Genomic DNA, 23,937 nt, shown 5'->3' on the forward strand with positions numbered 1-23,937 from the left:
TCTCAGGCTTCCGGTGCGGCGGGCAGAGGTTCGGGGTCGAGGGGCGGCAGGCCGGCGGCCAGCCGTTCGAGCTCGACGACCACACGTTCGCCAAGTCTCAGCAGCTCGTTGCCGATCGAGCCGGCCACGTGCGGAGTGAGCAGCACGTTCGGCAGGTCCCAGAGCGGGTGGTTCGGCGGGAGCGGCTCGGGGTCGGTGACGTCGAGGACGGCGTCGATGCGGCCCGTGCGCAGCTCGGCGACGAGGGCGTCGCTGTCGACCAGGGAACCGCGGGCGGTGTTGATCAGGGTCGCGCCGTCCGGCATCGCGGCGAGCTGGGCGGCGCCGATCATCCCGCGCGTCTCGGGAAGCTCGGGCGCCTGGACGGATACCACCGGACAGGTCCGCATCAGCTCGTCCAGCCCCGCGACCTCGACCCCGAGCGACCGAGCTTCGGCGTCGCTCAGGTACGGGTCGTGGACGACGACCTTCAGGTCGAAGGGCCGCAGCAGGTCGATCGTCAGGCGGCCGGTGGCCGAGGCGCCCACGATCCCGACCCGGGCGCCGTTGTTGCCGGCCGTCGCCAGCTCGGCCTCGCGGTCGATGAGGTCGCGACGGCGGTCGTACAGGCGTGCCGCGGGCAGGGCGCGCTTGCCCGCGAGCAGGATCGCCGCGGTGGCGAACTCTGCGACTGGCCGCGAGTTGGCCCTCCTGGCGTTCGTCAGCAGCAGCCCGCGGTCCCGGGCTGCGCGGCCCAGCATGTGTCCGGCGCTGCCGGTCGCAGCGAGCACGGCCCGCAGCCGGGGCGCGGCCTGAAGGATCTCGTCGGTCAGCCGTGGCGCGCCCCACCCGGCGACGAGCACGTCGGTGGTCGCGAGCGCGTCCCGCGCGGCCGCGGAGTCGAGCTCGTCGAGGACCACGTGGTGGAGGTCCGCGACGGCCCGCACACGGTGCCGCAGCGTGACGTCGAAGAGATGGTCGGCGAGCGAGGCGGGGCGCATCGTCATCGACACGCGCAGCCGGTCCGTCATCGGAAGCTCCGAGGGTTCGGGCAATCGGTTGGGATAACGTTATCCCGGGAGAGTGACGGTTGCGCAAGAGGGTCGGGGCCACCGGTACGGACGCGGTTCACCCGCGGGGGGCCGCGGTCGACTCACGCACGACGAGCTGGGGCACGACGACGCTGGAGGTCGTGTCGCCATCACCGTCGATGAGTCGTTCCAACAGGCCGAACGCCCGTTCTCCGAGATCCTCGAAGTCCTGGTCGACAGTGGTCAGGGACGGTCGCCACATGGCGACCAGGGGCTGGTCGTCGAACCCGACGACGGAGACGTCCTGGGGGACGCGGACCCCGCGGTCAGACAGGGCACGTATGAGCCCGATGGCGATCTCGTCGTTGCCGCAGAGCACGGCGGTCACGTCGTCGCGTCCGGCGATCCGTTCGCCCCAGCGGTAGCCGGATGCGGCGTCCCACTCGGCGTTCATCACCGTCGGCACGCTCGCGCCCGCCGCCGTCAGCGCGGCACGCCAGCCGTCGGTGCGGCCCGAGTGCTTCCCCGCGGTCGGCCCGGCGACGTGGTGGACCGTGCGGTGCCCGAGCCGCAGCAGGTACGCGGTCGCCTCCCGGGCCGCGGTGCGCTCGTCGATGAGCGCCGCCGGGACCCCGCCCGGGCGGCGGGACCCGCCTCCGGCCACCACGACGGGCAGGTCGTCCGGGAGCAGGTGACGAGCATTGATCCCGGCCCTGTCGAACTCCAGGACGATCGCACCGGCGGTGGGTTGTGCGAGCGCGAGGTCGACCGACCGCTTGAGGTCGTCGTCGCCGCCAGACGCCACCACGGTGATCGTCACCGACATCCCGGCGCGTCGGGCGGCCGTCTCGATGCCTTGCAGGGTGCGCGCGTACCCGTAGTTGGCCGTGGCTCCCGACAGCACCGAGACTAGGGTGCGCCGGCCCGACCGCATGGAGCGGGCGGCCTCGTTCGGCCGGTAGCCGAGCGTCGCGATCGCACGGTGGACCCGTTGAGCGAGCTCGGGGGCGACGTACTTGGTCCCGTTGAGGACGCGCGAGACGGTCGGCACGGACACCTCAGCCTCGCGGGCGACGTCGGCCAGCACCGGTGCGCGATAGCCCTTCTGCGTCCTCATGGATCGAGGATAGCGGGCTCGCGCGGAGCATCGTTTTCCCACGTCGCGTCAGGCGTCGCTTGCCCGCTGGCAACGAGTTGGTAACAAGCTCTTTACACTCTCCCGCGATTGCCTAGGATAACGATATCCCGAGCGGATGCTCATTGGTGAACGGTACGGCGGGGAGGTCGGAACTACCCCTGCCGGCGGCGTCGGCAGGGGTGTCGTATGCCGGTGAGAACGACTCCCCGTTCGACGGAGTGACGGGGAGGCGCACAGGCGGTCTCGAAGGAGAGAGCTGATGAGGATCAACCGCACCCGCTGGGTCTCGGCGGTGATCGCCGCGGCGGCGGCCTTGAGCCTGGCTGCCTGTTCCGGCGCGGAATCCAAGCCGCAAGGCCTCGTGTCCGTCGAGATCTGGGGCTGGGACGCCGAGGTCGGTAAGCAGATGGTCGATGCGTTCAACGCGTCTCAGGACGAGGTCAAGGCCACCTACGTGCTACAGGCCGACAACGTCGCGACCCAGACGAACTTCCGCAACGCCTTCGAGGCCCGCCAGCAGTTGCCGTGCCTGGTCCAGGGCTTCGGACCGCTCACCACGGCGGTGGTCAACGGCTGGGCGCAGGACATCACCGACGCGGTCACGCCCCTGAAGGACGTCTTCAGCGACGGCGCGCTCGCATCGGCGAAGGTCAACGACCGCTACTACGGCACCCCGACCGGCTCCGACGGCCAGTTCCTGATCTACAACAAGGCCACCTTCGACGCGGCCGGCGTGTCGGTCCCGACGACGTGGGAGGAGTTCGTCGAGACGGGCCACATGCTCAAGGTCAAGGGCATCGACGTCACCAACCTCGCGGGCGAGGACCCGACCACGCTCATCAATCTCTCCCAGATGGCGGGCGCCGAGTGGTTCGCGATCGACGGCGACCGGTGGGTCGTGAACTTCCGCGACGAAGGCACGCTCAAGGCGGCCAACATCATCCAGCAGCTGATCAACGACGATCTGGTGTCGAACCAGACATACCAGGACCGCCCGGCGCTGTACGCGTACTTCGACTCCGGCAAAATGGCCTCCACACCGACGCAGTGGTGGTCCCTGACCGGGCTCAAGACCAACCTCACCGCATCGGCCGGGGACTGGGCAGCGACCTCGATCCCGCAGTTCGCCGGTGCCAGCAAGCCGGTCGCTCCCGGCCGTACGCAGCCGTCGTTCGTTCCGGTGGGCTGCGAGCACCCCGACGCCGTGCTGGCCTATGTCGCCTGGGCGGCGTCCCCGGAGGGCATCAAGGCGGGCCGCAACAAGGAGACCGGCGCGGTCAGCTTCCCGACACAGATCTCCGACCCCTCGCCCTACGTCAAGGACATCATCCCCGATGGCCTCTTCGTCGACAATGCGCAGGCCGGCAACGTCATCGTCGAGGCGCAGGCGCGGGTCATCGGCAAGTTCGAGCTCGGCCCGAACTACGACGCATGGTTCCCGGAGATGCAGGACCAGTGGGGCAAGGCCGTGGCCAGGGAGATCACCGTTGAGCAGGCGCTCCGGGCAGTCCAGGACTTCGTGATCGCCGACCTCGACGCCAAGGGCATCGCCCACAAGGCCAGCTGATCACGATCGCGAGGCGAGGACGCCGATGACCGCCATCACCGACCGGACCGCGTCCGGGACCATCAGCCGGAACGAGGGCGGTCCCGGTGTCTCCCTCCGCGGGCCACGCCTGCGCTGGCGCACTGCCGAGGCGTTGAAGGGGGCATCGCTGACGTTCCCGTTCCTCGCCGGGTTTGCGCTCTTCGTGCTGGTGCCCGTCGTCATGGCGCTACGCGAGAGCGTGTTCGCCACGAAGTCGTCGGGACTGGGCTTCGGGGGCCAGACCATCTCCTTCGTGGGGCTGGACAACTTCGTGGCCGGCGTCCAGGACCCGGTGTTCTGGAACGGGATGCTGCGCGTGTTCCTCTATGCGCTGATCGCTGTACCAGTGACCCAGTTCCTCAGTCTGGGCGCCGCCTTGCTGCTGGACGCTGCGCGGAGGCGGACAGCGGCACGGTTCCGCGTCGTGCTTCTGCTGCCGTACATGGTCCCCGGGATCATCGCGACGCTGATCTGGATCTACCAGTACAGTCCGGCGGTAGGGCCGCTGACCCAGTTCTTCGACCTGTTCGGTCTTCACCTGAACTTCTATTCCGCCGACCTGTTCTGGGTCTCGATCGGCAACCTTGCGCTGTGGGGTGCGTTCGGGTTCAACATGCTGATCCTCTACGGCGCGCTGCAGTCCGTGCCGCACGAGATCTTCGAGGCCGCGCGCCTCGACGGCGCGTCCGAGCTTCGACTGGCGTTGTCGATCAAGGTGCCCTTCGTGCGTGGATCGCTCGTCCTGACCTCGCTGCTGTCGATCATCGCAACACTCCAGATGTTCAACGAACCCCTGCTCTTCCGCGCGGTGGCGCCGGAGGCGATCAGCAAAGACCTGACCCCCGCGATGATGATCTACAACCAGGCGTTCCAGGTGGGCAACCTCAACTACGCCACAGCACTGTCGATCATTTTTGCCCTCGTGGTCGGTGCGGCGTCGGCCGTGATCTACCGCGTGATGAACAAGGAGCAACCATGAGCGACGCGACCCTCACCGACGCGACTGTGCCCGCCGCGCACGACGGGGGTGTCGCGGTGCCGACGAGGCGCCGTCGCCGTCGTACCGACGGCTCGTCCGCCGCTGTGGCCCGCGGTTCCTCCCGGTGGGTCGTGCTCGGAGTCCTGGTGCTACTTGCCCTGTACGCCGTGGCACCGCTGTGGTGGCTCCTCGTCTCGGCGACCAAGAGCCGGGGCGACCTCTACCGCAGCAATGGCATGTGGTTCACCGAGTTCCACCTCGTCGAGAATTTGCAGGCGCTGTTCACCTACCAGGACGGCATCTTCACGCGGTGGCTGTGGAACACGGTGGTCTACTCGGGACTCAGTTCACTCGGCCTGACGGCTGTCGCGCTCGCTGCCGGGTACGGCATCGCGAAGTACCGCTATCGCGGGCGCGGGTTGACGATGGGTCTCATCATCGGCTCGTTCCTGATTCCCGGCAGCCTGCTCATCGTTCCCACCTTCATCCTGTTCACCAGGATCGGCTTCTACGACACCATCTGGGCGATGATCCTGCCGGGCATGTTCGGGCCGTTCTCGGTCTACCTCGCGAAGGTCTACGCCGAGGGCGCCGTCCCAAGCGAGCTCATGGAGGCCGCGCGGATCGACGGGGCGGGGGAGTACCGGATCTTCTTCCTTATGGGAGCCCGGATGATGTCAACCGCGGGCGCGACGATCTTCCTGCTGCACTTCGTCGCCACCTGGAACACGTTCATGTGGCCTCTGGTGTTCCTCAAGGGCGCCGACAAGTGGCCCGTGATGCTGGGCCTGTACTCGTGGCTGCGGCGCGGGATCGACAGCCAGTACGACCTCACGGGCCTCGTCATCACAGGCTCTCTGGTCTCCACCATCCCGATGGTCCTGCTGATGATCGCCATGCAGCGGTACTGGCGCTCGGGCGTGACCATCGGCTCCCTCAAGTGACGCCCCACCCGTCATCGGCTCCCACCCTCTCCCGGAGGCTTCCCTTGACCGTGCCCTCGTACGCCCCGCGCGGGGTTGTCGCGCCCGGCAGGCTCTTCGTCGACCAGCACGGCGAGGTCGCCCAGCTGCACGGTGTCGGCATCCAGCGGTACGACGGCGTCTTCTGGGCCTGGGGCGAGGACAAGACCCACGGCGGGACGTTCGGTGGCGTCGCCTGCTACTCCTCGCCGGACCTGGCGACCTGGACGTCCCACGGGCACGCGCTCGACGTCGACGAAACGATCGGCGACCTCGCACCCGGGCGGGTGGTCGAACGGCCCAAGGTGCTGCGCAACCCCGCTGGCGCATACGTGATGCTGCTCCACGTCGACTCAGCGGACTACTCCGACGCCCGCCTCGGGTGGGCGGTGGCCGACCGGCCCCAGGGTCCGTACACCTACCTGCGCTCGGAGCGACCGCTGGGCAACCTCAGCCGTGACATCGGCGTCTTCGCCGACGACGACGGCACCGGCTACCTGCTCAGCGAGGACCGTGAGCACGGCCTGCACGTCTACCGCCTCGCCCCGGACCTGCTGTCGGTGCAGGAGACCGTCGCCACGACCCTGACCGCTCCCGGCAACCACCCGGCCGGGCCCCACGGCTACGAGTCGCCCACGATGGTCAAGGCCGGCGGCCGGTACTACCTGTTCGGGTCCGAGCTGACCGGCTGGGCCAGCAACGACAACCAGTACGCCACCGCACCGTCCCCGGCCGGACCGTGGGGCGAGTGGCGGGACTTCGCCCCGCCCGGGTCGACGACGTACGACTCCCAGGTCTCCGTCGTCGTGCCCGTGCACGGCAGCGAGACGACGAGCCACGTGTACGTCGGCGACCGGTGGGATCCCGACGACCTGTACCACTCGGCGCCGGTATGGCTACCCCTGCGGATCGAGGAGGGCCGGGCCGAGCTGGTGTGGCGCGATCGGTGGACGATCGACCCGGTCACCGGGGTGATCGCGTGACCGTCACTCTGCCCGGCCTCCCCGATGCCGACGAGCAATACCTGGAGTGGGGCAACGACGTCGTCCGGCTCGCCGTCGCACACGGCCCGGACGCGGCGCCCCGGCTCGTGGCGCTCTGGCACACGTCCGAGGCCCGGCCCGACCTGGCGGGCCTGCGCCGCTCCGCCCTGCCGGTCCTGGAGGTCGCCGTCCTCGGTGACGGCAGGACGGGCACCGCCGGCAAACGGCACGTCGACGGCGCAGCGGCGCAGCGGCTACGGCTGACGGGGCACCGGGAGCTGCGGGACGGGAACGTCTCGCGCCTGGAGCTGGACGTCGCCGAGGACGGGACCGGGCTGCGGGCAACGGTCGCCTACGAGGCCGCCGACGGCATCCCGGTGGTGCGGTCCCGGGCGCGGGTCACCGCCGTCCGCGAGGCGGTCCTGGACCACGCGACCACCAGCGCCCTGGGCGGGCTGGGGCACGGGGCGCGCTGGGAGAACGACCTGGGCGTCTGGCAGGCGGCCAACCCGTGGAGCGGGGAGTTCCGCTGGCACCGGGCCACGCTCGCCGAGCGCGGCCTGGTCGACGTCGGAATGGTCCGCTACGGGCAGATCGGCTCCAAGAACCGGGTCGCGCTGACCTCCACCGGTGCCTGGTCGACCTCCGAGCACCTGGCGCAGGGCATCGTCGAGGACACCCGGACCGGGCGGATGGTGGCCTGGCAGGCGGAGACCAACGGCGCCTGGCACGCCGAGCTCGGCGACCGGTACGGGGACGTCTACCTGCTCGTGACCGGCCCGACGGCGGCCGAGCACCAGTGGGCCGGACGGGTGGGGCCCGGAACCTCGTTCGACACCGTTCCGGTCGGCCTCGCCGTTGTCCCCGGCCACCCCCACGGCCGTACGGCGACGCTGGGCGCGCTCGGCGCTGCCCTGACCGCGGACCGGCGTCGCCAGCGCCGGGCGCACCCGGACCACGACCGCCTGCCGGTGGTCTACAACGACTTCCTCAACGGACTCATGTCCGACCCGACGACGGACCGTGTCCTGCCTCTCGTCGAGGCGGCGGCCGACCTGGGCGCCGAGTGCTACGTGATCGACGCCGGCTGGTACGACGACGAGTTCGGCGGCTGGTGGGACTCGGTCGGCGCGTGGCAGCCGTCGACCAACCGGTTCCCCGGCGGTGGCCTCGGCACGGTGATCGACCGCATCCGGGACCTCGGCATGCAGCCGGGCCTGTGGCTCGAGCCCGAGGTCGTCGGCGAGCGCAGCCCGGTGGCCCGGACCCTGCCGCCCGAGGCGTTCTTCCAGCGCGACGGGCACCGGGTCACCGAGTGGGGACGCCATCAGCTCGACCTGCGCCACCCCGCAGCCCGTGCCCACCTCGACGGGGTCGTCGACCGCCTCGTTGAAGACTTCGGCCTCGCCTACCTCAAGCTCGACTACAACGTCGACATCGGGCCAGGCACCGACGCCGGAACCGGGCAGCCGGTCGGCAACGGGCTGCTGGAGCACGGCCGCGCGATGCTCTCCTGGGTTGCTGCCGTCATGGACCGGCACCCGGGCCTGGTCGTGGAGGGGTGCGCGGCCGGTGGGTCCCGCACCGACGCTGCCGGCGGGGCGGTGTTCCCCATCCAGTCCTTGACCGACCAGCAGGACTTCCGCCTCATGCCGCCGGTCGCGGCGGCCGCGCCGCTGGCGATCGCGCCCGAGCAGGCGGGGGTGTGGGCGTCGGTCGACGGGGCGATGACCGCTGAGGAGATCGCGTTCTCGCTCGTCACCGCGCTGCTCTCGCGGGTCCACCTCGCAGGCCGGATCGACACCCTGGACGCCGGGCAGCGCGAGATCGTCCGCCAGGCCCTCGCGGCGCACCGCGACGTGCGACGGGCCACGGCGCGCTCCGTCCCGGTGTGGCCGCTCGGCCTGCCGGGATGGCGCGACCCGTGGATCGTCCAGGGCGCCCGCGACGATGCCGACCTGTACCTCGCGGTGTGGCGGCGCCCGGCCGTCGGCGGCGGGCAAACGGAGGAGGCACTACGCGTGCCGCTGCCCGGCCTGAGCGCGGCCGGCGGGGTCGAGGTCCTGTTCCCGACCTGGGGCAGTCAGGCGGCAGCCGTCGTCGACGGCGGGACGGCGGTGGAGGTCAAGCTACCCGCTCCGCTGTCGGCCCGGCTGCTGCGGCTGCAGGTCACCGACCGGTGAGGAGGTGGGACAGCACAGCGAGGTGAATGGCATGGACCGGTTCCACCGTCGGGCCGAGGTGGTCTCGACGCCGCGCCGAGAGAGGAGCGTGAGATGAAGCGAAGTCAGTAAGGCCCGGATCGCGGCCGACCTGGACGGCCTGCTCGACGAGGCCGCCGCACAGGACATGTCCGACTACTCTCAGGCGTCCGCCGTCCTGTTCACCCGCGCGATCGACGCCGTCCGTGCCGCGACAGCCGAACCCGGTGCCGACACCCAGGCGCTCGCCGTCCGCGTCCTGGCGGGCTGGGACCTGCTCGCGCCGCCGCCGTACCGGACGGCCGACGTCGACCGGTCCTGGGTCACCGGCAGCGCCCCGTCGTGGGACGGCACGAAGGACACCGCGCCAACGGCCGGGCGATGTTCGACGGCGATCCGGTCGCAACATTCAACCACGTATATGGGTACGGCAAGAATCCGAGCTATGACGGCACGCACGCCAACCCGTCGATCCTGGCCGGATACGACGAGGACCGCACGATCACCGACGTCACCTTCGACAACCTGGTCATCAACGGCGAGCTCAATCATGCAGAAACCGTAATGGTATCTCACGTCGGATTTCCTTCCCTGTACGCGAACGAGCACGGGTACAACCTCATGTTCGGCCGATACGCGAATGGAGGCATGCAATGAGTCATGACCGAAACCGAATCAGTCGCCGGAGTGTCCTGCACGGTGCGGTTGGTGTCGCCGCAGCCGGAGTCGCCGCCGGAGTGCTCGGAGAGAAGACAGCGAGCGCCGCACCGCCCACGTTCACCCATCCCGGTATGCTGCACAACTGGGGTGACATCAACCGGGCCAAGGCGCGGGTGGCTGCGGGCGACGATCCGTGGCGGTCCGGCTGGAACCGGCTGACCGCCAATTCCCATTCGTCCAGCGGCTGGCGGCCGAACCCGCAGGGGACGATCGTCCGCAGCGCGACCGGCGGGAATTACGGGATCCTCTACAACGACATCGCCGCCGCCTACCAGAACGCCCTGCGCTGGAAGGTCGCCGGGACGCGAGCGAACGGCGACACAGCGCGGGACATCCTGAACGCCTGGTCAGAAACGCTCACCTACATCGATGGTGACTCGAACCGGTACCTGGCCCTCGGCATCTACGGCTGGCAGTTCGCGAACGTCGCCGAACTGATGCGTGGCTACGACGGCTTCGACCTCGGGCGCTTCCAGGACATGATGGTGGACGTCTTCGCCGTGTGGAACCACGATTTCCTCGTGCGCCACAACGACACCTGCGACTCCCACTACTGGGCGAACTGGGATCTGTGCAACATGGCCTCGCTCATGGCCATCGGAATCCTCACCGACGACGGCGCCAGGTACGACGAAGCCGTGACCTATTTCAAGCAGGGCCTGGGCAGCGGCGCGATCAGGCACGCGGTCCCGTTCCTGTATGCCAATGTGGACGGCCTCGACCTCGGCCAGTGGCAGGAGTCTGGCCGCGATCAGGCTCACTCCATCATGGGCATGGGTCTGATGGGCGCCATCTGCGAGATGGCCTGGAACCAGGGCGACGATCTCTACTCGTACGACGGCCGCCGCTTCATGAAAGCCGCACAGTACGTCGCGAGGTACAACCTGGGGATGACCGTGCCCTACACAACGTACGCAAACTGTGAAGGGGTGACGCAGAGGGTTATCTCCTCGGCATCGCGCGGACAGGTCCGGCCGGTGTGGGCGCGACTGCACTTCCACTACAACCGTCGGCTGTACCTCGACGACAGGTACATCTCCGCCATGTATTACGACCTTGCCGCCCCCGAGGGCGGCGGCGGTGACTACGGCCCAAACAGTGGCGGCTACGACGAGCTCGGTTTCGGCACTCTCATGTACGCCAAATAACCGGTCATCCAGTTCAGAGGGAATCAAGCACGACGCTGAACCGTCGGACGCTCCTGGCCTCGGCCGGGCTGGCAGTGGCGGCCGGTTCGTTCGTCAAACCCCCGCCCCACTGTCGGCCCGGCTGCTGCGGCTGCGGGTCACCGACCGGTGCGGAGGCGGGACAGCACCGCGAGGTGAATGGCAGGGACCGGTTCCGCCGTCGCGACGACGTGGACTCGCCGTCGGCCGAGAGAGGACTGCGCGATGAAGCAAGCCAGTAAGGCCCGGATCGCCGCGGCGGTCGCCGCGGCGGTCGCCGCGGCGGTCGTGACCCTCGGAGGGCTGGTGGTGCCGTCGCCGGCCGCCGCCGGACCGCCGCCGGCCGCCGTCGCCCCGGCTGCCGCAGATCTGGTCGAGATTCACCGGACCACCGGCGAGGCCGGGTTCTCCCACCCCGGGGTCGGACTGACGGCCGACAACCTGGAGAACATGCGGACCCAGGTGCTCGCGGGCGTGCAGCCGTGGGCGAGCTACTACGACGCGATGCGGCAGACGCGGTACGCCGCCGTCGACTTCCGCGCCTCCATCCAGGGCCCGACCGACGAGACACCGACCGCCACCGCGTACGACAACGCGAGCATGCGCTCGCGGCAGCACACCGACGGCATCGGCGCGATGACGCAGGCGCTGCTGTACCTGGTGACCGGGGACGAGGTCCACCGGGCCAACGCCCTGCACGTGGTCCGCACCTGGAGCAGCCTGGACCCGACTCGGTACCGGTACTTCACCGACGCGCACATCCACACCGGCGTGCCGCTGTACCAGACGCTCGTCGCCGCCGAGATCCTCCGGTCGACCGAACCCGCCCACGACTCCCTGGACGGCTACGACCTGCGCTGGACCGACCGTGACACCCAGCGGATCGAGGACAACCTGATCCACCCTGTGCTGGACACGTTCCTGTTCTCGCAGAACCGGCTGTGGAACCAGCACCTGTACGGCGTGATCGGCATGATCGCCGCCGCGATCTTCACCGACGACGCCGACCTGTACGCCGAGCGCGTCGAGTGGTTCACGGTGAACTCCACGTACACTCCGGAGATCCCGATCAACGGCGGCGACGTCAGCGGCTCCCTGGCCGACCTCGTGCGAATCATCGACGCCGACGACCCGGGCAACACCACGGGCAGGGACTTCGTCCAGGTGATGGAGATGGGGCGCGACCAGGCGCACGCCGAGGGCGACATCGACCTGCTGACCGCGATCGCCCGCGTGGTGAACAACCAGGGCACGCGGCTGCACCCGGTCCACGGCACCGTGTCGACCGCAGCGGACGCCGTCAGCCCGTACGAGTTCCTCGGGAACCGGATCCTGGCCGGCGGCGACGTGTTCTACGCGTTCATGATGGGCGAGGATCTGCCCTGGGTCGACACGTCCGGCGGGCAGGGCAAGCTCGCCCAGGGCTATCGCGGGCGCGTGCGCGAGCCGATGTCCGAGCTGTACCTCCAGTACGAGTACGTGGCGGGCGTCGACGTCGAGCGCGAGGCGCCGTTCGTCGCCGAGACGTACGCCCACCGCGACGGCCCGCTGTACTACTCCGGGTCGGGCCTGGCCAACTTCTGGAACGAGTCCGGCTCCGACTTCACCGGTGCCGAGTACTGGGTCGCGTTCCCGCCCGAGCTCGCCGAGCAGGACGTCACCGTCCCGGCGGCGGTCGGGCCCGAGCTGGGCCTGCAGCAGTTCGGTCACACGCTCGGCAAGGGCGCCAAGCACCTCACCGACCGCGACGGGACGGGGTTCGTCCGGCTCAAGGCGCAGAAGTCTGACGCGACGGTCGCCGTGCGCCGCGCCGTCTGGCCGGACCGCTCCCGTACCGCGCTGGTCGGCCTGAAGGTCCGGACCAACGGCGTCGCCACGCTCCAGGCAGCCCGCACCTCGGGCGACGAGCCGTTTGCCACGATCGAGGTCCCGGACACCCACGGGCGGTGGCGCTACGTCTGGATGGACGTCTCCACCGCGAAGGTGCCGCGCATCGGCGACAACATCGTCTACCTCACGGCCCAGGGGTCCCACGCCCACATCGACGTCGCTGCCCTGCTCGCCGACGCCAACGGCACCCTGAGCCCGCCGGTGCTCGGCGACGGCGCGGCACTCGACGTCGTCGCCGTCGCCGGGGAGCCCTACCGCCGACAGATCGCCGTCAGCGACCCCGACGGCACGTACGAGCTCAGCCTGCAGGGAGCGCCGAACGGCGTCCGGCTCGCCCCGGACGGGATGCTGACGTGGCTTCCGCGCGGCAAGGGCAAGGAGCGGGGGACGTCGGAGTTCCTCGTCGTCGCGTCCGATGACAGGGCCGACAGCACCCTGCCGGTGAGCGTCACCGTCGCCCGCAACCGTCCGGCGGCGATCGACGCCCTGACGGAGGACCTGCGGGACCGCGAGGTGTACACCACGACGACCTGGCAACCGGTCGCGGAGGCCCGCGCCGCGGCCGAGGCCGCCGTCGCCGGCACGGACTCGGCGCAGTTCGGCGCGTTGCTGGAGGACCTGCGGGTCGCCGTCGCCGGCCTCCAGTTGCTCGAGCCGCGCCTGGCCGACGGGACGCTCGACTACTCGCGGATCGTGACGTCGCCGGACCTTTCGGCGGCCGCGCTCGCCGCGATCGTCGACGGCGACAACCAGACGTTCTGGGGCGACATCCGCCGCCCGAGCGTGCTGCTCGACTTCGGTGCCGGCTACCGCTACCGGGCCGACGCGATCGGCTGGCTGGCTCGCGACACCTTCCCCGACCGCTCCCACGGCGCCAACGCCTACGGCTCGAACGACGGTGCCACGTGGACCCTGCTCACCGAGCGCCCCACGGAGGGGAGCGACGTGGAGATCGAGATGATCCCGGTCCGGGCGCAGGCCCGCGACCAGTGGTTCCGGTACCTCAAGCTGCAGGCCGACGAGCCGACCGGCGTGATCTTCTCCATGGCTGACCTGCGGATCGACGGCGACCGACGCGAGGCCGACCTGGACGGCCTGCTCGACGAGGCGACGGCGCAGGACCTGTCCGACTACTCCCGGGCGTCCGCCGTCCTGTTCATCCGCGAGATCGACGCCGTCCGTGCCGCGGCAGCCGAACCTGGTGCCGACACCCGGGCGCTCGCCGTCCGGGTTCTGGCGGCCTGGGATCTGTTGACGCCGCCGCCGTACCAGACGGCCGACGTCGACCGGTCCTGGGTCACCGCCAGCACCCCGTCGTGGGACGGCACGAAGGACGCCGCAGCCAACGGCTGGGCGATGTTCGACGGCGACCCAGCGACCTTCACCGACACCCAGCAGGCCGCAGGATGGGTCAGCGTCGTGCCGCCGGACGGCACCACCCTGCACGTGAAGGCCGTCCGCTACCTGCCGCGCTCCGGCTACGCCGGCCGGGCCGAGGGCATGCGGCTGCAGGGCTCCGCGGACGGCGGCGGAAGCTGGCACGATCTGGCCACGTTCACCGGCGCCAAGGAAGGGTGGAACCAGCTGGCCCTGACGTCGGCGTCGGACACGACCGCACTGCGGCTGGTTTCCACGACCGGCAACACCAACATCGCCGAGGTGCAGCTCGTCACCAGCACCGTCGACAAGACCGCGCTCGACCTGTACCTGGACGAGACAGCCGACCTCGACCAGGACGACTGGACGGCCGAGTCGTGGACGGCACTCGTGGCCGCACGCACGGCGGCGGTCCCCGTCGCAGACGACGACGCGGCCGACCAGGCCCGGGTCGACGCCGCGGTGCAGAACCTGCAGGAGGCGCTCGCAGGGCTCGAGCGCCGCTGACGCGACAGGGCGACCTCACACCGGAGCCCGGTCGGTCAGCCACACTTGACCGGCCGGGCTCCGGCCCGCGCTCGCCGCGTCGGACCGCCGGCGGCCCGGTGCCTGCGGTGGCGCGATGTCCTGGCGCGGAACCCGGACCACGCCGGATCAGTGCCTCTCCCTTGTCTCGCTGCCGTCCGACTGCCACTCGTGGCCGTCGGCAAGGAAAGACGGGGCGCCGGCCCTGGTCGGTCGGCCGACCCAGCCGATCGAGCTGAACGTCCTCGACGGGATTGGGGACCTGATCGGCAACCAGCCGATCATCGACCAGTTCGTCAGGGACAAACCCCGACGTGGTGCCGGGGTCGCCTACGAGACCGCTGCGGCCCCCGACGTCGCTGGAAAGCTGAGGGCACAGCACATCCGGGATACTCGCTCATCGGCCGGATGAAGGGCCTGGCCGAGATCAGAGGCGGCCCCTATCATCTGCTACCACTGGAAGTGCACCAGAGCCGTTCGTTCCAGTGTCATTCTTGATCAGTCCAGCGGGTTCGCCCCGCCGTTAGATGCCTCCGTGGCTGATGTAAATACTGCGGCCCGCTGGACGTGAAGGACCGGCCGGTATGGCTTATGCCTTCCATGATGAACATCCTCCCGAGGAACATGCAGCCCCTCTGATCTGGGATGTCCGTCAAACCAGGTCAAGCCCACCCGACATATGCGCCACTCCGGTGGACACGGCGTCTGGCCACCGGGGACCAGCCAGCGGCCGGCCCCCGGAGTCGTGGCTGGCTAGGGCCAAGTCAGCCCAGCCACGAACGCCTCGGCCTCGGCGCGGGTGAAACTTCCCGTGACGAGAATCAGGACGTTCCGACCGCCCGGAATGTCGACGGTGAGGATGTCGCCCTCGACCCCCTGGACATCTCCGGTCTGCCAATGCGCCGGGTGTCCCGCCACGCTGGCGTTCGGAGTCTCGCCGGACGGCTCCCCGCCGCGGTCACGGATGTCCAGGACCGAGCCGTCGGCCCGGCTGTAGACCAGCCGACCACCACTCGCGATGCCCTCGTCGGTCACGTTCGTGTCGCAGCGCGACAACGCTGCTGTGGGTGGCGCGGCCGCGGCCGCGAACCGCACCGCGCATGAGCTGACCCGATCGAACCGGAGCATCGAGGCCGCGGCGATGAGCGCCTCCTCGGTGGTCCCGTTGATGCCCCGTGCCGCGACCCAGACGCCGGCCACGGGTTGCCAGACGATCAACCGCTGCCATGTGGCGACGTAGGACTCGGCCGGCTTGCCGTTGACGGTAACCTCACCCTGCTTGGTGAAGCCGCGCTTCTGTTCGAGCGCCCTGGGACCAGCCCAGAAGTCCACCGCGATCGGGCTGCCGAGGCTCAGGTACTCCGATCCGGCCAAGCTGGCCCAGGCAGCCGTCGAAGCAGGGTCGTTCGCCGGTGATGCCGTCTGGAGGGCCAAGCCGGGCGGCATGGCCTCGACCGAGAGATGCAGGAGCGTCGGATCGCTGCCGAGCACGCCCGGGTCATCCAGAACCGTCGGTCTGCCAGGGACGGGCGGTGGCATCGGCATTCCCGCAGCGTCCTGCCCGTCGATTCCGGCCGGGCCGACGCCCTGGCCCGGCCGGCCAGATGTGGACCAGAGCACCACCGGTCCACCGATTCCGACGCCGAGTACCGCCACCACGGCGAGTGTCACCGCCGCACGGCGACGTCGACGCAGCGTTCGGCCCCGGCTCGTCGACTGGCCCAGGAGGTGCCCGACGTCGACCAGACCGTCGGCCTGGACGGCCATGCTCTGGCGCAGGTCTTCATCGATGCTCATCGTATTCCTCCGACTTCGGTGGCTAGTTCTTGGGCGCCAAGGTCACGGAGTTTGGCCAGTGCCCGCATCGCGTGGGTACGGACCGTGGGGAGGGAGCAGTCGAGGATCTCTCCGATCGCGGCGTCGTCGAGATCCTCGTAGTACCGCAGCACCAACACGGCCCGTTGCCGGTAGGGCAGGGTCAGGACCATCCGCCATAGCCGGTCTCGCTCGATCACCACGGAATCCCCACTGGCGACCGCCTCTTCACGGGTCGAGTCCCCGTACGGCATCTCGTGGTTCCTGCGCAGCCGCCACCACGATCGGTTCGCGTTGACCAGCATCTGCCGTACATACACATCTGGCCGACCGGTCGCGGATATCCGCCGCCAGTGGACGTACGCTCGGGCCAGAACATCCTGGACCAGATCCTCAGCCCGGTGCCGGTCACCGGACAGCAGCCGGGCAAGACGGACAAGGCTCGGGCCTCTCGTCGTCACAAACTCGTCGAATGTCACACGGCGCCTCCTTATCGTTCGCGTCATTGGAGGAACGCATCGGGCCTCCGGGCCTGTTGACACGGGCCACGACGAGACAGCCACCGTCGCCCGACCGTGATCAAGGCGTACCTGTTCATCGGCGCTTGCCCGGAAGTGGCCGCAGAGCGGTGCACGGCGTGCTCGCTCAGGCCGGCACGCCTGGCCATTGGACGACGATCGCGGCGCCGGGAGTCCTGTCGTGGACGGGCAAGCCAGTGAGCTTCGCTGCTGACGCCGGCCGGCCAAGCACCTCGTCGCGGAGGCTTCTACCCGCACCGCCAGCCTCGCGAGCGGAACAGCTCGAACAACCGCTCCCGGTCGCAGGGGCGGTGGCATCCGTCAGCGTCCGTAGTTCACCTCCGACAGCATGGACGCTCTGCTTGCCGAGCTGACGGTCAGTGTGTTCGGGTCTCCCAGGCCGGCTGCTGGGCTCGTCGTTGTGCACGATGATGTCGGCGTGATGGGTCGGGCGGACCGTAGCGAAGTAGAACTGTTGGCGGGGTGTAACGCTCGCGCCAGCGCCGTTCGACTTCGGCCCGAGTTGACACCTGGCGCTCTCGGATCACGGCACGATCCACGGTCTTCTCGCCGCGCGGATAGCGCTGTGCCCGGGGGAAGAGGAAGTTGTCGATCGTCGCGCGGATGACGTCGCGGCCCTGTGTGCGCACGACGGCCAGCTCGTCGGCGAGGGTGGTCTTGCCGGCGGCGGGCGGTCCGTCGATGGCAACCCGCGTCGGGTGTGCGACTGTGACGGACCCGACTGCCCCAGAGCGTGTTTGAGAAGTCATCTCGGGTGTCGGCAGGGAGGCCTATGTCGATGGGTTGGCTTGGCAGATCGTTGCGAGGTGCTGGTTTCGGACTGTGATGAGCCTGGTCATGTATTGGTCGAGTAGCAGGGCTTCGGTGAGCCGGCCGAGTAGGCCGTACGGTGCGGCGAAGTCGATGACGTCGCGCATGAGCGTTGCGTCGTTGGCCTGCGGTTCGAAGTAGTGGGCATGTTGCCACACGGCGAACGGTCCGGAGATCTGTTCATCGACGAAGTACCTTGGCCGGGTGTAGGCGGTGATCCGTGAGGTCATCCTCCAAGACCGGCCCAGGTGTCGTGCTTGCCAGGTCACCTCGTCGCCGAGCTTCAGCTCTCCGGTGGTCACACCGCCGATGGCCCGTTCACCGCTGGCTGCCATGGAGGCGGTGTGGACATCGACGGCAAGCGAGGTGTCGAACACGAGCTCGGCTGGCGCGGCAATCGCGGTGATGATTTCGAGGTGGCGCACCGGGTGAGGGTATGGCGGCGTGACCTTACTGCACCATTGGGATCAGTGGCTCGTGCGCGGGACCACATGTTCACCTGCCCGGCGAGATCGTGGGCTGTCGGGCCAGTGCCAACGCTGTTGGCGGGCAGCAGGCTCACCACGCGCGATGCGACGGACCATGGTGTTGATCGCGGCCCAGCGGATCATCGCCTCCGAGGTGGCGGGGCCGCGTTCGTAGTCGCGGGCCAGCCTGCGGTGTGCGGTGAGCCAGGCGAAGGTCCGCTCGACCGGCCACCGTCTGGGGATCAGGACAAAGCCCTTTCTGGCCTGCGGGTTTGCGGATGATGTGCAGGGTGGTGGTCAGGATTCGGGTGGCCCAGTCGACGAGGCGGCCGGCGAAGCCGGCGTCGGCGAGGACGAACCCGACCGGTGTGGTCAGGTAGAGGCTGAGCAGGGTGGTCTTGGCGCCGTCGCGGTCCTGGACGCTGGCGGCGCAGACCATGACGACGAGGATGAGGCCGAGGGTGTCGGTGACGATGAACCGTTTGCGGCCGTTGATGTTCTTGCCGGCGTCGTAGCCGCGGCTGTCCCGACCCACGGTGTCGGCGGCCTTGACGCTCTGGGAGTCGATGATCCCGGCGGACGGCTGTCGGTTGCGGCCCTGCTGGAGGCGGACCTGTTCGCGGAGGTGGTCCAGGATCCGTTGGGTTACCTCGTCCTGTTCCCAGCGGACGAAGTACCAGTAGACGGTCTGCCACGGCGGGAAGTCGGCCGGGAGCTGCCGCCAGGAGCAGCCGGTACGTACGACGTAGAGGATGGCGTCCACGATCGCCTGGCGGGAGTGCTTCTCCGGCCGTCCGCCTGGGCGCGGTGGTGGGAGCAGGCCGGTGATGTGGCGCCACCGGGCGGTGGTCAGATCGGACGGGTACCGACGCTTGCGGGGCATGCCGAGGGCAACGAGGCATCCACGACCATCAGCCACACGCCGAGTCCGACGTGCCCCTTCTCAAACACTCACTCAGCCAGCCGGCCGAGCACCTCGTCGCGGATGCCTTGATCCATGTCCTGCCCGTCCTGGTCTCGCGAAGGTCACCGCGTCGAGCCGACCTTATGCCCGCCAGCCTCTCGCGCCCGCCACTTCCCGAGTGAGCGGGATTGCCCGCTTGCGGAACTGTCAGAAGCGCGTCTGGTCTTCAATCCGTGGCCGTACCCTGGCGTTGTTGACGCTCGGCGAGTTGCTTGAAGTTGAGTAACTGCCGTCGAGCCATGATCAGATCACCGACGGACAGTCCGTCAACCGGCACATCCCCCGTCCTGGTGCAATCGACGTCCACGGATGAGTATTGCCACAATCGACCCATGGCTGCAGTAGGTACGTCCGTTCGCATAGCGCACAAGGCGTTGGTCGTTGCCGAGGTTCCGTAAGGGCAGCGAGAGACTGATGGCTGGTCAGCCCGGTACGGCGCTCAGCGCTGCACGCCTGCTCGTACGTCGCACGTAGGGTTTGTTCGCCTGTGGCGACGGGCGCCACCACTGTTAGTTGGGACGCTTGCCGCATCCGGCAGGTCTGCGACGGTGCGAGCCCGGCCGGGGCCGCTCCGGATCAGGAGTTCCAGAGTGCGGGCATGTCCTCGGCTCAGCCGGCCTGTCGGCTGATGCGTCCCCACTCCCGGGTCGCGGCCGGTTGCCAGCGACTGTGTTGACGGTGGAAGAGGCGTGCCGCCCGGGCGCCGATCCAGCGGTCGGGCAGCAACTCACTGGGGAGCGCAGGGTCGATCAGCGGCAGGCGTCGCCACGCGTGCACCAGCCGGGTGAAGCGAACGAGGGGATCAGCGGAGGGTTGGCGATTGAAATCGGCGATGAACGAGTCGTACGCCCGCTCGATGGTCTCGAGGTCCCACGCCTGGCGTACCAGGCTGGACAGGTCGGCACCGCCCAGGTGTTCGGCCAGGAAGATTTGCGCCTGCTCGTGCGCCCCGGCCTCCTGAAGAATGAGTTCGGCTTCCTTGACCCGGTCGGTGTGGGTGCTGATCCAAACCCCGGGGGCCGGTCGGCCGAAGCCGGCCCAGCCGAGCCGGGTGTTCAGCAGGTGCCGGGCCGCCCTGTTGCTCTCCGGCACCCGGGCCAGCACGGTCAACCAGCGACGGTCCCAGTCCGGCTGGGTGGCGGTGAAGCCGAGGATCCGACTCGCGCCCAGGTCCAGGAAGTGTTCGAATCCCGGGCTCAGCCGCCACCAGCTGTAACGGCCGTCCCTGATAGGGACAAGCCAGCCGTCGGCCGACGCGCGGAACAGTGCCTGTCGGCAGGCCGGCTCGGCAACGCCGAGGCGACCCAGTACGTCGATGAAGGCCGACGTAGGGGCGGGCCGCCTGGCCGGTCGTACGTAGTCGCCGAGCACAGTGATCAACAGACCGCGTGTCCCGCCGGTGCCCGCTGCGTAGCGGCGGGAAAGGACGAACCTTTCGCGCGACGCATTGCCGGTCGGGCTGGGAGAGGCGGTGCCGGTATCGGGTTCAGCCATGCCCAGGCCGGCGGTCGGCCATGAACGGATGATCGGGAGCGGCGCGCATCCGGAGATTATATTGCCAGCCCACGATGTCTCGTAGGGTCGGGCGCGGACATATCGCACTCGATTGAGGCGGTCCTCGGCCATGGCGGGTTCGGCAGCGGAGCGACAGTCAGCGGACTGGACGACCTCCGGTATGCGGCCAGACGGCTTGTCGAGTCGTCGCCGCTGTGGGACCGGTACCGGTGGGTGTTGCAGATGGTCGACGCGACCCCTCTGGAATCAGGACGAAGCCCTTTTGGCCTGCGGGGTTAGGGTCTCCGACCGTGACGGCCGCACCGCCCGTTGGGCCGGGACGCCCTGCAGGGCGGGCCCCACGTGGGGCCCGCCGCAGGAGTTCGACCCCGGTCAGGTGACGCTGCAGGCCGCGCCGTTGCGACGTGTCGATGCAGAGATCCGCCTCGATCGTCCGGATGATGTTGTCGATGAAGGTCACGTCCTGGCCACCGGTGTTGGGCCAGCCGCTGAGCCCACCGCTGGTCAGGCCCTGGGGTGCGACGAAGAGCGTGCTGTTGTTGGCCAGAGCCTGGAGCCCGTAGAACGGCTGGATCATATTGCCGTTGGCGACGTAGCTGGCGCTGCCGCCAAACCAGTGGATGCCAAAAATTAGACGGTGGGGATGGCTGCTGTCGTAGTTGGCGGGCAGCCGCAGGATGTAGCTGCGTTGCGTACCGCCGCTCTGCAAAGAGTGGGTTCCGCTCGTCAATGTCGGCGCCTTGCCGCAGCCAGCAGGCGCCGCGGCGACGGCAACGTCGCCGCCGCCGGTACCAGCCGCGCGCCAGCTACCGCGGCGCCGACGAACGTGAGTGTGGTTACCGCAGTGATCGCTGCCACCGCCGACGGCGGTTCTTACCGTTATGCCTGGAGGTACCTCGTTCTCTGTCGGGTGATGCTCCCCACGGCTTCGAGTAGCACCGGCGTGATCGGATCCCGCTGGCGCGTTGCGATGAGGCAAATCAGCGGGCTGATTGGCGGAGGTGGGTGCCTGGTCGGCATCGTCAGCGCCGCTGATGACCTTGGTTGTGACGAATCTCGGCCTTTTGCGACCTGGGTCCGCTCAGCAGTGGTTACACCTCCACCCGATGCGACAGGACCCCTCGCGACTACCCGCCGGCGGCTCGGTGCTGTGGCCTAGGGTCCGGCGCCGTGGGGCCCGGCGGCCAACCGCCTGTCGATTGTTGGTCGACATGCGAACGACCGGCTAACCGGTGCTCCCCGTGCCTGGCCGCCCGGCCTTCAGCCCGACGGCGAGCTGCGCGACCAGGAGCACGAGTACGCTGCCGAGCGGCACTGCCCATTCTCCGGACGCCTGATGCAGTGCGCCGACAAGCACCGGTCCGGTTGCCGCTAGGACGTACCCCATCGATTGGGCGATCGAGGAGAGCGCGGTGACCGTGCCGGCGTCGGGCGCGCGCAGTGCGATGAGTAGCAGGGCCAGCGCGATCGACGCCCCTTGACCGAGGCCGAGCAGTATCGCCCACAGCCAGCTCGCCGAGCCCGGGGCAAGGAGCGTTCCCAGATATCCGGCGATGGTGAGTACGGCCGCCGCTGTCACGTATCCGCGCTGGGTGCGGGCCCGCGCCGCGAAGACCGGAACGGTGAGGGTGGTGGCGATCTGTGTCAGGTTGGCCAGACCGAGAAGGAAACCCGCCTCGGTGGGGGCGAGTCCGGCGTCGGTGTAGATAGTCGGTAGCCAGGCCAGTGCGGTGTAGAACGTGAGCGACTGTAGTCCCATGAAGCCGGTGACGTACCAGGTGATCGGCGTCCGGAGCAGGGTTCGGAACGGACGGCGGATCGACGGCTCGCTGACTTGGCCGTGTGCCCACGGTAGCCAGACCAGCAGGGCCGGTACCACCAGCAGAGCGCCCGCTGCGGCGACCGGTCGCCAGCCGGCGCCGATGGCATGTTGCAGCGGTATGGTGAGACCGGCCGCGAGCGCCGCGCCGAGCACGAGGGCACTCACGTAGGCCCCGGTGAGCAGTCCGACCCGGCTGGGGAAGTGTCGTCGTACCAGTGCTGGCATCAGCACGTTGAGTACTCCGATGGCGGATCCGGCGACCGCCGCACCCAAGTACAGCGTGACCTGGCCGCCGACGCTGCGGAGCAGGGTTCCCGCAGCGAGCAGCGCCAGGCAGGCCAGCAGGGTGCGCTCGTGCCCCAGCCGGTGTGCCACCGGGGCGGTGAACGGCGCGGCGACCCCGAGACAGACGACCATGACTGTGGTGACGAGACCGCCGGCGGCCGGGCTCAGCCGGAACTCGGCCATGATCTGGTCGAGCAGTGGGGAGACGCCGGCCAGGGCTGGACGCAGGTTGAGCGCGGCGAGGACAATTCCGGCGACAAGCAGGGGTCGGTGCCATCGGGGGAGCGGTGACGGGCCGGGCCGGTGGGGCGATGTCATGCTGGCTGGTCGGTACGGGTCAGGCGCGCGCGTTGCTAACGTACTGGGGCAGCAGGCTCAGGTCAGCCTCGATGCGAGAGGCTGTCGCCAGCAGTGGCGGTATCAGGTCGCGTCGGATCGACTCGATGGAGTTGCGGCTGGCGTGCACCGGGATGTTGACCGCCGCGACAATGGTGCCGTTGCGGTCCCGGATCGGTGCGGCGACTGAACGCAGCCCCTCCTCAAGTTCCTGGTCGACGATGGCATAACCCTGGTCGCGTACCCGCCCCAGTTCGTTGCGGAGCAGTGTTGCCGAGGCGATGGCGCGGGCGGTGGGCCGCTCGAACCGGACGCGCTTGAGGTGAAGTTCGACATCCTGTTCCGGCAGGTAGGCCAGTAGGACCCGGCCGACCGATGTGAGGTAGGCCGGGAACCGGGTGCCGACGGTGATCGACACGGTCATGATCCGGCTGGTCGGGACCCTGGCCACGTAGCGGATGTCGTCGCCGTCGAGTACGCAGACCGAGGACGACTCGTGCACCTCCTGGACCAGGTGCTGAAGGTGTGGCTGGGCGATCTCCGGCAGGCCGATGCTGGACAGGTATGCGTAACCCAGATCCAGGATCCGGGGGCTGAGCCGGAACATGCGGCCGTCGCTGTGCACGTAGCCGAGATCGGCGAGGGTGAGCAGGAAACGCCGGGCGGCGGCGCGAGTGATGGCACAGGCCCGGGCTACCTCACTCAACGTCAACTCGGGATGTGCGGCGTCGAAGGCGCGGATGACCGCCAGCCCACGTTCCAGGGACTGCACGAAGTGAGGCTCGCGTGCTGGTTCGGTCATCGGTCCTCCATGCGGTCCTGCTAATCGGGTCAGCGTAGCCGGC

The 23,937-nt window shown here is 69.2% G+C and carries 18 protein-coding genes and 2 pseudogenes; 8 read left to right on the forward strand and 12 right to left on the reverse strand.

The features are described 5' to 3' along the window. Positions 1-2: 2 nt before the first annotated feature. Positions 3-1,010 (reverse strand): hydroxyacid dehydrogenase, encoded by a 1,008-nt coding sequence (locus tag R6Y94_RS41560; protein ID WP_318402535.1) that lies wholly within the window; start codon positions 1,008-1,010, stop codon positions 3-5. A 97-nt stretch (positions 1,011-1,107) separates the two neighbouring features. After that, the gene (locus R6Y94_RS41565) at positions 1,108-2,127 is read right to left on the reverse strand and encodes a LacI family DNA-binding transcriptional regulator (RefSeq protein ID WP_318402537.1); all 1,020 of its coding nucleotides are present in this window, start codon (positions 2,125-2,127) and stop codon (positions 1,108-1,110) included. Positions 2,128-2,407: 280 nt separating this feature from the next. On the opposite strand from R6Y94_RS41565, the gene R6Y94_RS41570 reads away from it, so the two are divergent. The 8 genes from R6Y94_RS41570 to R6Y94_RS41605 all read left to right on the forward strand — a co-directional run bounded on the left by R6Y94_RS41570 (position 2,408) and on the right by R6Y94_RS41605 (position 14,521). Continuing rightward, positions 2,408-3,715 carry an extracellular solute-binding protein gene (locus tag R6Y94_RS41570; protein ID WP_318402539.1) on the forward strand — a complete coding sequence of 436 codons (1,308 nt, stop codon included), beginning with the start codon at positions 2,408-2,410 and terminating at the stop codon, positions 3,713-3,715. Positions 3,716-3,740: 25 nt separating this feature from the next. Further along, entirely contained in the window at positions 3,741-4,715 is a 975-nt protein-coding gene (locus tag R6Y94_RS41575) for a sugar ABC transporter permease (RefSeq protein WP_318402541.1), read from the forward strand. Continuing rightward, a complete protein-coding gene (locus R6Y94_RS41580; protein ID WP_318402543.1) occupies positions 4,712-5,659 on the forward strand; it encodes a carbohydrate ABC transporter permease in 948 nt (315 codons plus the stop codon). Before R6Y94_RS41575 ends, R6Y94_RS41580 begins: the two co-directional genes overlap by 4 nt. A gap of 50 nt (positions 5,660-5,709) precedes the next feature. Further along, complete coding sequence (locus tag R6Y94_RS41585; protein ID WP_318402659.1) at positions 5,710-6,660, forward strand: family 43 glycosylhydrolase; 951 nt, start codon at positions 5,710-5,712, stop codon at positions 6,658-6,660. Beyond that, positions 6,657-8,843 carry a glycoside hydrolase family 36 protein gene (locus R6Y94_RS41590; protein WP_318402545.1) on the forward strand — a complete coding sequence of 729 codons (2,187 nt, stop codon included), beginning with the start codon at positions 6,657-6,659 and terminating at the stop codon, positions 8,841-8,843. The genes R6Y94_RS41585 and R6Y94_RS41590 overlap by 4 nt, the downstream gene beginning before the upstream one ends. Before the next feature lie 360 nt (positions 8,844-9,203). Continuing rightward, positions 9,204-9,518 carry a hypothetical protein gene (locus R6Y94_RS41595; protein ID WP_318402546.1) on the forward strand — a complete coding sequence of 105 codons (315 nt, stop codon included), beginning with the start codon at positions 9,204-9,206 and terminating at the stop codon, positions 9,516-9,518. Positions 9,519-9,652: 134 nt separating this feature from the next. Further along, positions 9,653-10,729 (forward strand): alginate lyase family protein, encoded by a 1,077-nt coding sequence (locus tag R6Y94_RS41600; protein ID WP_318402548.1) that lies wholly within the window; start codon positions 9,653-9,655, stop codon positions 10,727-10,729. A gap of 243 nt (positions 10,730-10,972) precedes the next feature. Continuing rightward, positions 10,973-14,521, forward strand: a complete 3,549-nt coding sequence (locus tag R6Y94_RS41605; RefSeq protein ID WP_318402549.1) for a hypothetical protein — start codon at positions 10,973-10,975, stop codon at positions 14,519-14,521. A gap of 771 nt (positions 14,522-15,292) precedes the next feature. Here the strand turns inward: R6Y94_RS41605 and R6Y94_RS41610 are convergent. The 10 genes and pseudogenes from R6Y94_RS41610 to R6Y94_RS41650 all read right to left on the reverse strand — a co-directional run bounded on the left by R6Y94_RS41610 (position 15,293) and on the right by R6Y94_RS41650 (position 23,894). Further along, the gene (locus R6Y94_RS41610) at positions 15,293-16,162 is read right to left on the reverse strand and encodes a hypothetical protein (RefSeq protein WP_318402551.1); all 870 of its coding nucleotides are present in this window, start codon (positions 16,160-16,162) and stop codon (positions 15,293-15,295) included. Positions 16,163-16,332: 170 nt separating this feature from the next. Beyond that, on the reverse strand, positions 16,333-16,833 hold the full coding sequence (locus R6Y94_RS41615) for a SigE family RNA polymerase sigma factor (protein ID WP_318402553.1): 501 nt from the start codon (positions 16,831-16,833) through the stop codon (positions 16,333-16,335). A 416-nt stretch (positions 16,834-17,249) separates the two neighbouring features. Then, positions 17,250-17,642: pseudogene (locus tag R6Y94_RS41620) on the reverse strand (hypothetical protein). 21 nt (positions 17,643-17,663) lie between these two features. After that, complete coding sequence (locus R6Y94_RS41625) at positions 17,664-18,128, reverse strand: SRPBCC family protein (protein WP_318402555.1); 465 nt, start codon at positions 18,126-18,128, stop codon at positions 17,664-17,666. 42 nt (positions 18,129-18,170) lie between these two features. Next, entirely contained in the window at positions 18,171-18,416 is a 246-nt protein-coding gene (locus R6Y94_RS45500) for a hypothetical protein (protein ID WP_412102999.1), read from the reverse strand. Positions 18,417-18,438: 22 nt separating this feature from the next. After that, positions 18,439-19,053, reverse strand: a pseudogene (locus R6Y94_RS41630) (IS5 family transposase); the annotation flags it as partial. A 690-nt stretch (positions 19,054-19,743) separates the two neighbouring features. Then, a complete protein-coding gene (locus tag R6Y94_RS41635) occupies positions 19,744-20,760 on the reverse strand; it encodes a PaaX family transcriptional regulator C-terminal domain-containing protein (RefSeq protein ID WP_318402559.1) in 1,017 nt (338 codons plus the stop codon). Between the two features lie 25 nt (positions 20,761-20,785). Beyond that, a complete protein-coding gene (locus R6Y94_RS41640) occupies positions 20,786-21,379 on the reverse strand; it encodes a hypothetical protein (protein ID WP_318402561.1) in 594 nt (197 codons plus the stop codon). 495 nt (positions 21,380-21,874) lie between these two features. Beyond that, on the reverse strand, positions 21,875-23,074 hold the full coding sequence (locus R6Y94_RS41645; RefSeq protein ID WP_318402563.1) for an MFS transporter: 1,200 nt from the start codon (positions 23,072-23,074) through the stop codon (positions 21,875-21,877). A 19-nt stretch (positions 23,075-23,093) separates the two neighbouring features. Next, positions 23,094-23,894: an IclR family transcriptional regulator C-terminal domain-containing protein gene (locus R6Y94_RS41650; RefSeq protein WP_318402565.1), complete on the reverse strand. Its 801-nt coding sequence runs from the start codon at positions 23,892-23,894 to the stop codon at positions 23,094-23,096. Positions 23,895-23,937 lie beyond the last annotated feature (43 nt).

Source organism: Plantactinospora sp. KLBMP9567, assembly GCF_033446045.1.
In the GTDB taxonomy this organism is placed as follows: domain Bacteria; phylum Actinomycetota; class Actinomycetes; order Mycobacteriales; family Micromonosporaceae; genus Plantactinospora.

Bases quoted from the DNA above. Each gene is read 5' to 3' on its own strand.
- R6Y94_RS41560 (WP_318402535.1), bottom strand. From the start codon at position 1,010: ATGACGGACCGGCTGCGCGTGTCGATGACGATGCGCCCCGCCTCGCTC.
- R6Y94_RS41565 (WP_318402537.1), bottom strand. From the start codon at position 2,127: ATGAGGACGCAGAAGGGCTATCGCGCACCGGTGCTGGCCGACGTCGCC.
- R6Y94_RS41570 (WP_318402539.1), top strand. From the start codon at position 2,408: ATGAGGATCAACCGCACCCGCTGGGTCTCGGCGGTGATCGCCGCGGCG.
- R6Y94_RS41575 (WP_318402541.1), top strand. From the start codon at position 3,741: ATGACCGCCATCACCGACCGGACCGCGTCCGGGACCATCAGCCGGAAC.
- R6Y94_RS41580 (WP_318402543.1), top strand. From the start codon at position 4,712: ATGAGCGACGCGACCCTCACCGACGCGACTGTGCCCGCCGCGCACGAC.
- R6Y94_RS41600 (WP_318402548.1), top strand. From the start codon at position 9,653: ATGCTGCACAACTGGGGTGACATCAACCGGGCCAAGGCGCGGGTGGCT.
- R6Y94_RS41605 (WP_318402549.1), top strand. From the start codon at position 10,973: ATGAAGCAAGCCAGTAAGGCCCGGATCGCCGCGGCGGTCGCCGCGGCG.
- R6Y94_RS41635 (WP_318402559.1), bottom strand. From the start codon at position 20,760: ATGGCCGAGGACCGCCTCAATCGAGTGCGATATGTCCGCGCCCGACCC.
- R6Y94_RS41645 (WP_318402563.1), bottom strand. From the start codon at position 23,074: ATGACATCGCCCCACCGGCCCGGCCCGTCACCGCTCCCCCGATGGCAC.
- R6Y94_RS41650 (WP_318402565.1), bottom strand. From the start codon at position 23,894: ATGACCGAACCAGCACGCGAGCCTCACTTCGTGCAGTCCCTGGAACGT.